Source organism: Microbacterium sp. SORGH_AS_0454 (assembly GCF_031453395.1).
Classification (GTDB): Bacteria; Actinomycetota; Actinomycetes; order Actinomycetales; family Microbacteriaceae; genus Microbacterium.
Map to the genome: position 1 here is coordinate 1302432 of NZ_JAVIYS010000001.1, position 14466 is coordinate 1316897.

General features: G+C 69.4%; 13 protein-coding genes. 2 read left to right on the plus strand and 11 right to left on the minus strand.

Translation table 11 applies throughout. The features are described from left to right. Positions 1-58 precede the first annotated feature (58 nt). The 7 genes from QE454_RS05990 to rpsF all read right to left on the minus strand — a co-directional run bounded on the left by QE454_RS05990 (position 59) and on the right by rpsF (position 5119). The gene (locus QE454_RS05990; RefSeq protein WP_307457002.1) at positions 59-490 is read right to left on the minus strand and encodes a cupin domain-containing protein; all 432 of its coding nucleotides are present in this window, start codon (positions 488-490) and stop codon (positions 59-61) included. Beyond that, complete coding sequence (locus tag QE454_RS05995; protein ID WP_307456999.1) at positions 480-1784, minus strand: amidohydrolase family protein; 1305 nt, start codon at positions 1782-1784, stop codon at positions 480-482. The genes QE454_RS05990 and QE454_RS05995 overlap by 11 nt, the downstream gene beginning before the upstream one ends. Next, positions 1781-3151: an adenosylhomocysteinase gene (locus QE454_RS06000; protein ID WP_307456994.1), complete on the minus strand. Its 1371-nt coding sequence runs from the start codon at positions 3149-3151 to the stop codon at positions 1781-1783. Before QE454_RS06000 ends, QE454_RS05995 begins: the two co-directional genes overlap by 4 nt. Positions 3152-3377: 226 nt before the next feature. After that, positions 3378-3830, minus strand: coding sequence for a 50S ribosomal protein L9 (gene rplI, locus QE454_RS06005; protein WP_103207550.1), 453 nt, complete (start codon positions 3828-3830; stop codon positions 3378-3380). 10 nt (positions 3831-3840) lie between these two features. Further along, a complete protein-coding gene (gene rpsR / locus QE454_RS06010; protein WP_055832386.1) occupies positions 3841-4095 on the minus strand; it encodes a 30S ribosomal protein S18 in 255 nt (84 codons plus the stop codon). A 101-nt stretch (positions 4096-4196) separates the two neighbouring features. Next, positions 4197-4721, minus strand: a complete 525-nt coding sequence (locus tag QE454_RS06015; protein ID WP_307456991.1) for a single-stranded DNA-binding protein — start codon at positions 4719-4721, stop codon at positions 4197-4199. Positions 4722-4726: 5 nt separating this feature from the next. Further along, complete coding sequence (gene rpsF, locus QE454_RS06020; RefSeq protein ID WP_058622540.1) at positions 4727-5119, minus strand: 30S ribosomal protein S6; 393 nt, start codon at positions 5117-5119, stop codon at positions 4727-4729. A 190-nt stretch (positions 5120-5309) separates the two neighbouring features. On the opposite strand from rpsF, the gene QE454_RS06025 reads away from it, so the two are divergent. After that, a complete protein-coding gene (locus tag QE454_RS06025; RefSeq protein WP_307456988.1) occupies positions 5310-6467 on the plus strand; it encodes a hypothetical protein in 1158 nt (385 codons plus the stop codon). Then, a complete protein-coding gene (locus QE454_RS06030; protein WP_307456985.1) occupies positions 6464-7558 on the plus strand; it encodes a hypothetical protein in 1095 nt (364 codons plus the stop codon). Before QE454_RS06025 ends, QE454_RS06030 begins: the two co-directional genes overlap by 4 nt. 1086 nt (positions 7559-8644) lie before the next feature. Here the strand turns inward: QE454_RS06030 and QE454_RS06035 are convergent. From QE454_RS06035 to QE454_RS06050, 4 genes are all read right to left on the minus strand, one after another. Beyond that, entirely contained in the window at positions 8645-10336 is a 1692-nt protein-coding gene (locus tag QE454_RS06035) for an ABC transporter ATP-binding protein (RefSeq protein ID WP_307456981.1), read from the minus strand. Further along, positions 10333-11415 (minus strand): ABC transporter permease, encoded by a 1083-nt coding sequence (locus QE454_RS06040; RefSeq protein WP_210075488.1) that lies wholly within the window; start codon positions 11413-11415, stop codon positions 10333-10335. The genes QE454_RS06035 and QE454_RS06040 overlap by 4 nt, the downstream gene beginning before the upstream one ends. 1 nt (position 11416) lies before the next feature. Further along, positions 11417-12490: an ABC transporter permease gene (locus tag QE454_RS06045; protein WP_210075490.1), complete on the minus strand. Its 1074-nt coding sequence runs from the start codon at positions 12488-12490 to the stop codon at positions 11417-11419. Positions 12491-12609: 119 nt separating this feature from the next. Continuing rightward, the gene (locus QE454_RS06050; RefSeq protein ID WP_307456976.1) at positions 12610-14241 is read right to left on the minus strand and encodes an ABC transporter substrate-binding protein; all 1632 of its coding nucleotides are present in this window, start codon (positions 14239-14241) and stop codon (positions 12610-12612) included. Positions 14242-14466: the final 225 nt, after the last annotated feature.

Below are 14466 nucleotides of genomic sequence, written 5' to 3' on the forward strand. Positions count from 1 at the left end.
CGTACCGAGCGCATGTTTCGGGGATGTCGCCGGTGAAACCTGGCGACACGGGAAGCGACTACTCGGCGAGGCGCCAATCGGCGAAGCTGAAGCCGGGGGACACCACGCAACTGACCACGACCTCGGCGCTCCCCGCCGGCCGGGCGGCCTGCCAGACCCCCGCGGGCACGGTGTACTGCAGCACGTGCCCCGCGGCGAGGTCGGGTCCGAGCGTCACGGTGCGGGCGTCTCCGGGCTGGTCGCCGCTGCCGCCGAGCGAGAGCTCGAGGGCTCCCGGCCCGTGCCAGAGCCACACCTCGTCGCTGGTCACGACGTGCCACGCGCTCTCTTCTCCCGCGGTGAGCAGGTAGTGGATGCAGGTCGCCGCGGGCCGCGGGCCCCCGGGGGTCTCGACCTCGACGGTGCCCGTCCACATGCGTCGGAACCAGCCACCCTCGGCGTGCGGTTCGAGATCGAGCAGGACGGCGGTGGCGGGACGCTCAGCGGTCATCGGCGGATACTCCGGTCTCTCGGGTGAAGGCGGCGGATGCCGAGCGCACCTCGCCGTCAATGAAGGTGGCGGCGGCACGCCCCTCGCCGTCGACGACGAGGCGCTCGATCGTGTCATCGACCTCCGACACCGGCACGTCGAAGAACGCCAGATCCGCCACCGCCCCCACGGCGAGGTACCCGGTTCGGGCGGGCCCGGTGTCGAGCCCCATCGCGTGCGCTCCGCCGAGGGTCGCCGCACGCAGCAGCAGCTCTGACAGGTCGCGGTTCGCGTACCCCTGCGCGCGCGCCATGCGGTGAAGCGCCGACACATCGGCCAAGAGGTCCAGAGAGGGACTGGATGCCAACGAGTCGGTTCCCACGGCCAGCGCGTTGCCCTCGAGCAGATACGCGGCGACCGGCGGCTCGTCGAGCCCGATGACGGCATTGGACCGGGGGCACAGGGCGACGGTCGTCCCGCGTGCGCGCAGGATCGCCCGGTCACGTGCCGTCATGTAGACCCCGTGCGCGATATGGCAGTCGGGACCGAGAACGCCGAGCTCGTCGACGAACTCCGTCGCCCCCGTGCCGAAGCCCTCGTCGCGCAGGGCGCGGAAACTCGCGGGCTTGTGCGACTGCCAGGGCGCGGCCTCGCCGTGCTCGCGCTCGAAGGCGGCTTCGCCGAGGTGCAGGTGCAGCCGACTCCCGCGCTCGCGCACGATGTCGGGGATCTCGAGCAGCGGCTCCACGTCGAGCGAGTAGGGCGCGTGCGGCGACAGCCCCGTCCCCGGAGGTGAGGGCAGGGCGTCGAGCCGCGCCTCGACCTCCGCGCGACCGCGCTCGGCCCACGCCGCGTTCGTCCAGCTCATCACCTCCCAGTAGGTGATGCCGTGCAGGCGTGCGTCGTGCAGCGCCGAGGCCGCCTCGACGTCGGTGACGATGTCGGCCACCGCCGTGGTCCCGGCCGCGATCATCTGCAGGGCGCCGGCCCTGGCATCCGTCGCCCAGTCGTGACCGGCGCGATAGACGGGGGTGAAGGCGTCGTCCCAGTCGTCGAAGCCCGCGTACGAGCCCCGCCCGACCTCGGCCATGCCCGTGTACTGCAGGTGCGAGTGCGCGTTCACGAGTCCCGGGGTCAGCACCCCCGGCCAGTGCACCTCGTCGAACGCGATGCCGCGCGCGCTCAGCTCGTGGCGCACCCACTCGCGATCGCCGACGTGGCGGATACGCCCACCCGCCACCGCGATGGCCCCGCCGGGGATGGGCGGCGCCGTCACGGGGATGACGAGCGCGGCCGAGTACAACACCACGCTCATGAGCGGGAGTCCCGGTAGCGGGGCGAACGCCAGTCGTCCACACCGTCGGGATCGAGGTCGCGCGGCGGGTCGATCCCCGCACCTCGCACGGCCAGCGCCGTCCGGGCGACGAGCTCGTCGACCTCGGGGCCGAGCGCGTGCACACCGGGCTCGGGACGCCGCTCGAGCAGCTCCCCCAGGGCCGCGAGCTGCACGGCGAACGACAGGTCCATGATCTCGATGGGGTTGCCCTCGGCGGCGGTGATGTTCACCGCTCCCCCGCCGCCCAGCACGAGCGCGTCGCCCGCGTCCGACACCTCTCCCGGCACTCCTCCGGCGACCGCGATCACGCGCGCGACGGCGGCGATCTCGGGCGTCACCGTCGAGGGGACGCCCGTCGCCGAGACCACCAGCGCTCCCCCGGCCAGCTCGAGCGCTCGGCCGGTGACCAACCCGTCGTGCCGCGCCTCGAGCGCGCGGACGGGGTCGGTCTCGGCGACCCGCACCTCGACCCCGAGCGCGCGCAGGTGCGCGGCGACCCCTCGGCCGACGGGTCCGTAGCCGAGCACGAGCGCGGGCTGGTCGGTCAGCGCGATCCCCCGCTCCTCGAGCAGGTCGGCGATCGCGAAGACGCACGACTGCCCCGTGCCGTAGCGGTTGTCGAACATGGTCTTGGTGCGCGCATCGTTGACGGCCATCACTGCGCAGCGCAGGATGCCGGCATCCTGCATCCGACGAAGAGGGGTGAGCCCGCTCGTCGTCTCTTCGCACGCGCCGATCCACCCATCCACCAGCGCCGGGTCGTCTTCGTGCGCCAGGCGGATGAGGTGCGCCCCGTCGTCGAGCAGCACGTCGAGTCCCGCGCGGAGGAAGGCCAGCGCCGCGGCGCGCTCGTCCGGCCCCGCGAGCGCCGGGTCTGCCGTCACGGCGAAACCCTGGGCCCGCAGCTCGTCGGCAACGGCGGCGTCGGTCTCGTCGGGATGCGCGTACACCGACACCTCGGCACCCCGCTCGCGGAGCAGAAGCGACAGCACGGCCGTCTTCGGTTCGAGCACCATCGCCACGCCCACCCGCAGGCCGGTCAGGTCGAGCCTCTCGGCAAGGGCGGCGGCGACGGGCATGTGCTGCCGCGCGAAGGCGATGCGTCCGGCGGCGTCTCCGCGTTCGGGCAGCGGCTTCCCGTCGAGCAGCACTTGCTCGGCATCCAGGTCGAACTCGATGCGCCCCGGATGCGGGATCGGGCTCGGGATGCCGCCGAGCCCCGCCAGCAGATCATGCAGGGCGTCGGCACCGGTCCCGGTTACCGCGAACGGGCGTCCGGCGATCATGAGGTTCGACGAGCGCGCGAAACGGCGGACGATGCGCTCGGGTGCGCGAGGGTCGGTCACGGCACTCAGCCTAGGGTCGCCGGGCTCGCACCTTCGGACAGTCGGGCCCTCCGTCGTCGCATGCGCCCGACGAACCCACCCCGAACCACCCCCGGCTTCACCTCGGGAAGCGCCCCGCCCGGGGACGCACCCGGCGCTCGCGGCGGGATCAGCCGCCCCGCCCCAGGAAACACGAAAAGGCCCCGCCCTGCCGAAGCAGGAGCGGGGCCGAATCGTGCGTCGCGAATTACTTCGCGGCGACCACCTGGAGGGTGATCACGGCGGTGACGTCGTCGCGCAGGCGAACGGTCGCCTCGTGCTCGCCGACCGACTTGATCGCAGAGGTGATCTGGATCTTGCGCTTGTCGAGCTCGCCGAGACCGGCAGCCTTGACGGCGTCGGCGACATCGGCGGGCTTGACCGAACCGAAGAGACGACCCTCGTTGCCGGCCTTGACGGCGAGCTTGACGGTGTTCGACTCGAGCGAGTTCTTCAGGGCCACAGCATCTTCGTGGTCGTGGATCGCGCGGGACTCGCGAGCGGCGCGAATCGACGCGACCTGCTTCTCGCCACCACGGCTCCACGACACGGCGAAGCCCTGCGGGATGAGGTAGTTACGGGCGTACCCGTTCTTGACCTCGACAACATCACCGGCGCTACCGAGCCCGGTGACCTCATTCGTGAGAATCAGCTTTGCCATCGGGTGCTCCTTAGCGGCCGGCGCCGGCGTAGGGCAGAAGAGCCATCTCGCGCGCGTTCTTGATGGCGCGGGCGATCAGACGCTGCTCCTGCACGGAGACACCGGTGATACGACGGGCGCGGATCTTGCCGCGCTCCGAGATGAACTTGCGGAGGGTGGGGACGTCCTTGTAGTCGATGACGCCGACGCGGATCGCCTTCGCGGGGGCTGCGTTCTTCGCGCCCTTCCGCGGCTTGCGGCGGTCGCCAGTGGCCTTTCCAGCCATGCTTCCTTCTTTCGTGTGGTTCGGACGCCGTTCCGGTCACGTGGACCGGGGCATGGCATCCGGAATTTCGGGGGTCGTCTCGCTCGAGAGCGGGGCGAAGATCAGAACGGGGTGTCGTCGCCGTAGGAGCCGGGAGTGCTCCACGCGTCAGCGCCGCTGTTGTTGCCGCCGCCGTTGTTCGAGCCGGGGGTCGACCACGGCTCGTCGTTCGACTGCTGCACCTGCGGGCGCTGACCGCCACCGCCGCCACCGTTACCGCCACCGGCGGCTCGGGTGACCTGGGCGGTCGCGTAGCGGAGCGAGGGGCCGATCTCATCGACTTCGAGTTCGATGGAGGTGCGGTTGTTGCCCTCGCGGTCCTGGTAGGAACGCTGCTTCAGGCGACCGCTCGCGATGACACGGCTGCCCTTCGTCAGCGAACCGGCGACGTGCTCGGCGAATTCGCGCCACACCGAGGCGCGCAGGAACAACGCCTCGCCGTCTTTCCACTCGTTCGCCTGACGGTCGAACGTGCGGGGAGTCGACGCGATGGTGAAGTTCGCGACCGGCAGCCCGTTCTGCGTGTACCGCAGCTCGGGGTCGGCCGTGAGGTTGCCCACAACGGTGATGACGGTTTCGCCGGCCATCGTCGTTACTTCGCAGCCTTCTCGGCGGACTCGACCTTGCGGGGAGCGGCAGCCTTGCGAGCGGCCTTCTCCTCGGAGCGCTTGGCTTCGGCGGCGACCTGAGCGATCGCTTCCTCGGCACGGAGGACCTTGGTGCGCATGATCTGCTCGTTCAGCTTCAGCTGACGGTCGAGCTCGTTCGTGGCCTCGCTGGTCGCGACGAAGTTGACGACGGCGTAGATGCCCTCGTTCTTCTTGCGGATCTCGTAGGCGAGACGACGGCGGCCCCAGATGTCGATCTTGTCGATGGTTCCCCCATCGGCCGTGATGACCTTGAGGAATCCGTCGAGCTTCGGAGCGACCTGGCGCTCGTCGACCTCGGGATCGAAGATGACCATGAGTTCGTACTGGTGCGTCACTAACCCACCTCCTTCGGACTAGAACGGCTGACGGGCATTTCCCGGCAGCAGGAGGGTGTGTTGCACGTCGTCGCGGGCTCACACGCGCATGGGCGTAGCCGGACAACCTTCGTAGTCTAACGGATGCCGGTGGCACCGAGGAATCGGACCTGAGTAGCGTGGACGTGACCAGACGACGGCGGGGGGCCGCATGGCAGGGATCCGACCATTCGACGCGCGGGCGTTGCTCACGCCGCCCGACCCACGGGCCGCCAAGGCGTTCACCGCCGACCTGCGCAGAACGGGCCGACTCCCCGGCACGGGCGCGGGCGTCGTCGGATTCGCCCTCGCCTTCTCGTTCATCGGCGGCATCGGGGTCGTCATCATCGTGCTCGCCGCCGTGCTGTCGCCGGTGCTGCGCGAGGGGTCGTTCATCCTCGGCATCCTCTTCCTCTTCCCCATCGTCCTGGGGCTCGGCGGGCTCGCACTGGCGTGGGTCGTCGGGCAGCGCGCGCAGCGGACGCAGGAAGACCGCCGCTGGCGCCTCGCGGGGTTCAGCCGCGACGTGGGCATGGAGTACGTGCCCGCGGTGCCCGCTCCCCCACTGCCCGGAGTGCTGTTCGGAATCGGCGGCGACCGCACCGGCTACGACATCCTGCGCGGGAGTGAGCCGCGGTTCGTCGAGATCGGCAACTACGCGTACACGACGAGCGACGGCAAGAACACGCACACCTCGCGGTGGGGATACATCGCGATCCGGCTCGACGTGCCTCTTCCTCATATCGTTCTGGATGCCGTGGGCAACGGCGTGAAACTCGGCGTGTGGGAGCGCGGGCAGCGCCTGAGCCTCGAGGGCGACTTCGACAGGTACTTCCACCTGTCGTGCCCCGAGGGCTACGAGCGCGACGCGCTCTACCTCTTCACGCCCGACGTCATGGCCCGCTTCATCGACAACGCCTCCGCGCTCGAGGTCGAGATCGTCGACGACTGGATGTTCCTCTACTCCCCGACCGAGCTGTCGACCCTCGACCCGACCCGGTGGGCGTGGGCGTTCGCCGTCGTGTCGGCCCTCATCGACAAGCTCGACCAGTGGGGGCGGTGGCGCGACGACGCGCTGCGAGCGAGTGCCCCGGTGGTTCGACCGGCCGATGCCGCGGCACCGGCGGGGCCCGCAGTGCCCGCACCGGAAGCGACGCCCGCGCCGATGATGTTCACGCCCGCGCCCGTCGGGGTCGCCCCTCCCGGTCAGCGGTTGAAGCGCAGCAACGCGTGGCTCATCGCGCTGCTCGTCGTGGCGGGGGCCTTCGTCGTCGTCCCGGTGCTGCTGTTCGCGGTCGGCTTCCTCATCTTCTTGGCGCAGTCATCATGACCGTCGACACCGCCGCCCTGACCCAGCCGATCGACCGCGCGAAAGTCCGCGCCTTCGACAAGGCCCTGCGCGAGAAGGGGATGCTGCGAAGTCGCGCGTTCACGATCATCGTGTTCTCGTTCGTGGGGATCGTGGGCGCACTCATCATCGTCCCGACCCTCGCGACGATCGTCACGAACGCGTTCACGCGCGGCAGCGGCAATCCCGTCGCGCTCCTCCCCTTCGTCCTCGTCCTCGCCATCGTCGGCTTCCTGGCGTGGGCGTTCATCCGCGCGGTCGGCGGGGCCGCGGCACGCCGCTACCGGCTGAGCCTCTTCGCGAGCGCGAACGCGATGACGTGGCATCCGGGATTCTCCAACCCCCGCCGCCCGGGCATGATCTTCGACCTCGGCCGCAACCAAGAGGTGCACGACGTGATGCGCCGGGAGCAGCCGCGCTCCCTCGAGGTGGCCAACTACACGTACGAGACCGGGTCGGGAAAGAGCAAGCAGACGCACCGCTGGGGCTACGTCGCGCTGCGACTCGACACCCCGCTCCCCCATATCGTGCTGGATGCCGTGGGCAACAACGGTCTGTTCGGCGGCTCGAATCTTCCCATCACGTTCGGTCGAGACCAGCGGCTGAGCCTCGAGGGCGACTTCGACACGCACTTCGCCCTCTACTGCCCGGAGGGGTACGAGCGCGATGCGCTGTATCTGTTCACCCCCGACGTCATGGCCCGCTTCGTCGACAACGCCGCGGCGCTCGACGTCGAGATCGTCGACGACTGGCTGTTCCTCTACGCCAAGCGCGACCTGTCGACCCTCGACCCCGCCACCTGGCGATGGTTGTTCGCCACCGTCGACGCGATCGACGAGAAGCTCGCGCAGTGGGCGCGGTGGCGCGACGACCGGCTCGAGGGTTCGTCGTCGGGGGCCGCGGGCATCGCGGCATCCGGCGCCGCGGCGCAGAGCGTGCCGCTGCTCACCCCGCCGCCCGCCGGCGTCGCCCGCGAGGGGCGGCGGCTCAAGCGCGGATTCCCCGTCGGGGCGTTCGTCGTCGTCGCCGTCGTCGCGGGGTGGTGGATCCTGACGTCGGTGCTCGGGCGCTGACCTCGGGCGGGGGCCGCGGGGCAGAACCTCGGCGATCCGCACAACCTCAGTCGGCATCCGGCACATCCCGCGGAGGATGCGCGAATCACCGAGCTTGCGCAACGCAGGGGCGCGGATGCCGCGGGGCACAACCTCCACAATCCGCACAACCTCAGCCGGCATCCGGCACACCCACGGAGGATGCGCGAATCACCGAGCTTGCGCAACGCGGGGGCGCGGATGCCGCGGGGCACAACCTCCACAATCCGCACAACCTCAGCCGGCATCCGGCACACCCACGGAGGATGCGCGAATCACCGAGCTTTCGCAACACGGGGGCGCGGATGCCGCCGGGCACAACCTCCGCAATCCGCACAACCTCAGCCGGCATCCGGCACACCCATGGAGGATGCGCGAATCACCGAGCTTGCGCAACGCAGGGGCGCGGATGCCGCCGGGCACAACCTCCGCGACCTGCACACCTCAGCCGGCATCCGGCACCTCCCATTGAAGATGCGCAAACGACCGAATTCGTGTCACGCGAGGCGGATGCCGCGAGGCAGAACCTCGGCGATCCGCACAACCTCAGCCGGCATCCGGCACACCCCACGGAGGATGCGCGAATCACTGAGCTTGCGCAACACGGGGGCGGATGCCGCGGGGCACATCCCCCGCCACACGACAACCTCAGCCCGCACCCGGCACCTCCCAATGAAGATGCGCGAACGACCGACTTCGTGTCACGCGAGGCACGACCTCGGCGATCCGCACAACCTCAGCCGAGATCCGGCACACCCCACGGAAGATGCGCGAATCACCGAGCTTGCGCAACACGGGGCGCGGATGCCGCGAGGCACAACCTCCGCGATCCGCACAACCTCAGCCGAGATCCGGCACACCCCACGGAAGATGCGCGAATCACTGAGCTTGCGCAACACGGGGCGCGGATGCCGCGAGGCACAACCTCGGCGATCCGCACAACCTCAGCCGAGATCCGGCACACCCCACGGAGGATGCGCGAATCACCGAGCTTGTGCAACGTATCCCGCACGCCCGAAACGACCAGGGCCCCCACACAACGTGCGTGAGGGCCCGAATCTGGGCCGGTCAGACCCCGCGGGTCGACCGCCACAGCTCGCGGCGGCTCTCTTGCTCGACCGGGTCGGGCACGGGCAGCGACACCAGCAGGCGCTTGGTGTAGTCGTCGCGCGGCTGAGTAAGCACCTGGACGGTGGTCCCCTGCTCACGGATCACACCCTGCTGCAGCACGACGACGCGGTCAGCGACCTCGTCGACGACGGCGAGGTCGTGGCTGATGAACAGGCACGCGAAGCCGAACTCGGACTGCAGCTGCGCGAACAGCTGCAGCACGCGCGCCTGCACCGACACATCGAGCGCTGAGGTCGGCTCGTCGGCGATCAGCAGCTTGGGGTCGAGCGCGAGGGCGCGGGCGAGCGAGGCGCGCTGGCGCTGACCGCCCGACAACTCGTGCGGGTAGCGGTCGCCGAACGCGGTCGGCAGCTGCACGGCATCCAGCAGCTCGTTCACTCGGGTGCGCGCGGCGCGGGCGCCCGAGACGCGGCGGTGCACGACGAGCGGCTCGGCGATGCACTCCGCGATCGTGAGCAGCGGGTTGAAGCTCGTGGCCGGGTCCTGGAAGACGAACCCGATGTCGGGGCGGGTCTTGGCGAGCGTGCGGGGCCTCGCTCCGCGCATCTCGGTGCCGAGCACTTTGAGCGACCCGCCGACGACGGACGTCAGCCCGACCATCGCGCGACCGATCGTCGTCTTGCCCGAGCCCGACTCCCCCACCAGACCGAGCACTTCGCCCGGACCGATCCAGAAGTCGACGCCCTTCACGGCGACGACCCCCGGCGAACCGAAGCGGCCGGGGTAGCCGATCTCGACCTTCTCGGCGACGACCAGACTGCCCTCGGGCGGCGCGGTCGGGGCCGGTGTCTCGAGCGACTGGCGAGCGCTCTTGCCGCGACCGACGTGCGGCACGGCGGCCAGCAGCTCGCGCGTGTACGCCTGCTGCGGGGAAGCGAAGAGCTCGCGCACGGGCGCCTGCTCGACGATGTCGCCGCGGTACATGACGATCACGCGGTCGGCGAGGTCGGCCACGACGCCCATGTTGTGGGTGATGAGCACGATCGTCGCGCCGAACTCGTCACGGCAGGTGCGCAGCAGATCGAGGATCTCGGCCTGCACCGTCACGTCGAGAGCCGTGGTCGGCTCGTCGGCGATGATCAGGCCGGCGTTGAGCACGAGCGCCATCGCGATGACCACGCGCTGCTTCTGCCCGCCCGAGAACTGGTGCGGGTAGTCGTCGACGCGCTTCTCGGGGTCGGGGATGCCGACGCGGCGCAGGATGTCGACGGCCTTGGTCTTCGCCTCGGCCTTCGACAGCCTCTCGTGCGAGCGGAGCCCCTCGGCGATCTGCCAGCCCGCGGTGTAGACGGGGTTGAGCGCGGTCGAGGGCTCCTGGAACACCATGGCGGCGTCGCGCCCGCGCATCTCGCGCAGCTGGGCGCGGGTCGCGTGCACGATGTCGGTCTGGTCGCCGTCGCGGCCGCGCACGATGACGGCGCCCGAGAGCGTCGCCGTCTCGGGCAGCAGACCCAGCAGCGTGTTCGCGGTCACGGTCTTGCCCGAGCCCGACTCGCCCACGATGGCGAGCACTTCGCCGGCGTGGGCCTCGAGCGAGATCCCGTTGATCGCCGAGACCGGCTCGCCGTCGGTGGCGAAGGTGACGCGCAGGTCGTCGATCCGGGCGACGGGGGCGGTGGTGCCGGTCATGAGGGGCTCCCATCGGAGGGGGCGGATGCCGGGGGCCCGGCGGGAGCGGCGGTGGCGCGAGCCTCGGCGGGAGCCGTCGACGGGTCGACCGCGGTGACGGGCGCAGGTGCCCGACCGGCGCGGCGGCGCGTGCGCAGACGCGGGTCGCTGAGGTCGTTGAGGCTCTCGCCCACGAGGGTGATGCCGAGCACGGCGAGCACGATCGCGACTCCCGGCGGGATGGCGGTCCACCAGATGCCGCTGGTCACGTCGCTCACCGAACGGTTGAGGTCGTAGCCCCACTCGGCGGCGGCGGTGGCCTCGATGCCGAAGCCGAGGAACCCGAGGCCCGCGAGGGTCAGCAGCGCCTCGGAGGCGTTGAGGGTCACGACGACCGGCAAGGAACGGGTCGAGTTGCGCAGCACGTGACGCAGCAGGATGCGGCCGGTCGGCACCCCGATCACGCGCGCCGACTCGACGAAGGGCTCGGCCTTGACCCGCACCACCTCGGCACGGATCACGCGGAAGTACTGCGGCACGAAGACTACCGTGATCGAGATGGCGGTGGCGAGGATGCCGCCCCACAGCGTCGACTGGCCCTTCGTGATCGCGATCGACATCACGATCGCGAGCAGCAGCGAGGGGAAGGCGTAGATCGCGTCGCACAGAACGACGAGGATGCGATCCAACCAGCCGCCGAAGTAGCCGCCGACCAGGCCCAAGAAGATACCCAGGAAGATCGAGAACGCGATCGCGCACAGGATCACCAGCAGAGCGGTCTGCGCTCCCCAGATCACGCGCGAGAGCACGTCGTAGCCGCCGACGGTCGTGCCGAGCAGGTTCATCGCACTCGGCGCCTGTTGCGTCCCGAACTTGACGCCGTCCGCCTCCTGCTGCGCGAACCCGTAGGGCGCCAGCAGCGGGGCGAACAGCGCCGTCAGCAGGAAGACGGCGGTGATGAGGAGGCCGAGCACCAGCATGGTGCGCTGGAGACCGACACTGCGCCGTAGGTGCGAGATGACCGGCAGGCGGTCGCGCAGGGGGACCTTGCGCACGGTCACGCTGCCGTCGGAGAGGGTGGGGGTGATGGCATCCGACATGTCAGTACCTCACTCGCGGATCGATGATCGCCGCGATGACGTCGACCAGGAAGTTGGTGAAGGCGACCAGCACGGCGATGATCACGACGATCCCCTGGACGGCGACGAAGTCGCGCGCCTTCAGGTACTCGCTGAGCATGAAGCCGAGGCCCTTCCACTCGAAGGTGGTCTCGGTCAGCACGGCGCCCGACAGCAGCAGGGCGATCTGCAGTCCGATCACGGTGATGATCGGGATGAGCGCCGGGCGGTATGCGTGCTTGGTGACCAGGCGGTACTCCCCCACGCCGCGCGAACGAGCCGAGGTGACGTACTGGGCGCCCAGCGTGCCGATCACGTTCGTGCGGACCAGGCGGAGGAAGATCCCCGCGGTCAGGATGCCGAGAGCCACGCCGGGCAGGATCGCGTGGATCAGCACGTCTCCCGCGGCCGCGCCGTCGCCGAGGCGGATCGCGTCGAGCAGGTAGATGCCGGTGGGGTTCTCGATCGAGGCGAACTTCAGCTCGGTGCGGGTGCTCGCGCGTCCGGCGACCGGCAGGACGCTCAGCCACACCGAGAAGACGAGCTTGAGCAGGAGCCCGACGAAGAAGATGGGCGTCGCATACCCGAGGATCGCCCCGATACGCAGGGTCGCGTCGGGCCAGCGGTCTCGCTTGTAGGCGGCGAGCAGGCCGAACGGGATGCCGATGAGCAGCGCCACGAAGAGCGCGTAGATCGCGAGCTCGAGAGTGGCGGATCCGTACTGCAGCAGAATCTCGATCACCGGACGGTTGTCGGTGAGCGTGGTGCCGAAGTCGCCGCGGAGGATCCCGCCGATGTACTCGAAGTACTGCACGATCAGCGGGCGGTCGTACCCGGCCTGCGCGATGCGCTCCGCGAGCTGATCGGGGGGAAGACGGCCGCCGAGGGCGGCGGTGATCGGGTCGCCGGTGATGCGCATGAGCACGAACACCACGGTGACGAGGATGAACACCGTCGGGATGATCAAGAGCAGACGGACCAGGATGTATCGCCAGAGTCCTCCGCCCTTGGGAGCGACGGGTTTGGCGATGTCGGCAGCGTCGACGGCAGTGACCATACGGGAGAGACCTCACTCACAGGGGGAACGGCGCCTCATCGCTCCGCTCTCGCCCGGCGACCGAGGGTACGTGACCCTCGGTCGCCGGGCGCGCGATCGCGCGAGGCGCCGCTTCGGTCTTACTTGTGCAGCGGTGCGTAACGGAACTTGAAGGAACCGTCGAGGACGGCGCCCTCGACGCTCGAGCCCACGATCGCGACCTGCTTGCCCTGGAGCAGCGGCAGCGTCGAGAGGTCGGCGGCCACCTTGTCCTGGATCTCGCCGATCTCCGACTCACGCGTGGTCTTGTCGGTCTGCGTCGCCTGGTCGACGAGCAGCTTCTGGACGTCCGCGTTGTCGTAGTGGTTCAGCAGGAAGTTGTCCTTGGAGAAGAACGGTGTGAGGTAGTTGTCGGCATCCGAGTAGTCGGGGAACCAACCGAGCTGGTAAGCGGGGTAGGCGTCCGCCTTGCGGTCCTTCGTGTACTGCACCCATTCGGTCTGCGCGAGGTTGACCGTGAACAGGCCGTCCTTCTCGAGCTGTGCCTTGACCGCGGCGTACTCGTCACCCGACGAAGGGCCGTAGTGGTCGCCGTTGTACTGCAGGTTCAGCGTGACGGGCGTCGTGAGCCCTGCGGCCTCGAGGGTCGCCTTGGCCTTGGCGGCGTCGGGCTTGCCCTGGCCGTCGCCGTACATGTCCTTCAGCGCCTCGTTGGCACCCGCGAGACCCTGCGGCACGTAGGAGTACAGCGGCGAGTACGTGTCTTTGTAGACGTCGGTCGCGATGGCCTGGCGGTCGACGAGGTCGGCGGCGGCCTGGCGGATCGCGAGCGACTTGGCGGGGTCGGCGTCGGCCGTCTTCGTGCCGTACGGCATGGTGTCGAAGTTGAAGACGATGTAGCGGATCTCGCCGCCGGGGCCGTCGACGACCTTGACCGCGTCGTCCTTCTGCAGGTCGGCGACGTCGGTCGCGCTCAGGCTGCGGTAGGCGACGTCGATCGCACCCGACTGCACGTCGAGCTTGAGGTTCGAGGAGTCGGCGTAGTACTTGGTCGAGATGCCGCCGTTGGCGGCCTTGGGCAGCGACCCCATGTAATCGGCGTACGGCTTGTACGAGATGAGCTCGTTGGGCTTGTACGAGTCGATCGTGTACTGACCGGCGAACGCCTTGCCCTCGACGATGGTGTCGTCGGAGGTGACGGCGGTGGCCGAGAAGACCTCTTCGTCGACGATCGGCGCGGCGGGGCTCGAGAGGATCTGGGGCCAGACCTGGTCGTTGCCGTTCTTCAGGGTGAAGACGACCGTGGTGTCGTCGGGGGTGGCGACGCTGTCGAGGTTGCCCAGCAGCGATGCGGGACCGTTCGGGTCGTTGATGGCGACCTGACGGTCGAACGAGAACTTCACGTCGGACGAGGTCAGGTCATGACCGTTCGCGAACTTCAGGCCCGACTTGAGCGTGACCGTGTACTCGGTCGGCGAGGTGAACTCGGCCGACTCGGCGATGTCGGGAGTGACCTCCGACGTGCCGTACTGGCTGTTCATGAGGAAGGGGTAGATCTGCGTCATGACGGCGAACGAGCCGTTGTCGTACGAGCCGGCCGGGTCGATCGAGGTGATCTTGTCGGTGGTGCCGATGACGAGCGGGTCGGTCGAGCCGCCGTCGGAGGAGCCGCCTCCGGTCGTGGTCGTGCAGCCTGCCAGGACGAGGGTCGACGCACCGAGCGCGCCGAGAGCGAGGCCGAGTCGGCCGCGGCCACTGTTGTGCAGTGTCATGTTGTACCTCTGCTCTGAAGTGTTGATTGCGACAAATGCCGCATTCCTTCGGACATCTAAGTCCGATTCCCGCCACTCACAAAGCCCTTGCGCGCATATTTACGAGACCGAAACTCAACGAACGTGCGACTGAGTTCCGGCCCGCGGGGAAAAGATGCACTCATCGCCTCGCCGCCGACCCCGTCACCCACCGTGACGTCCAGCGCCGTATACGCCTTACGGAAT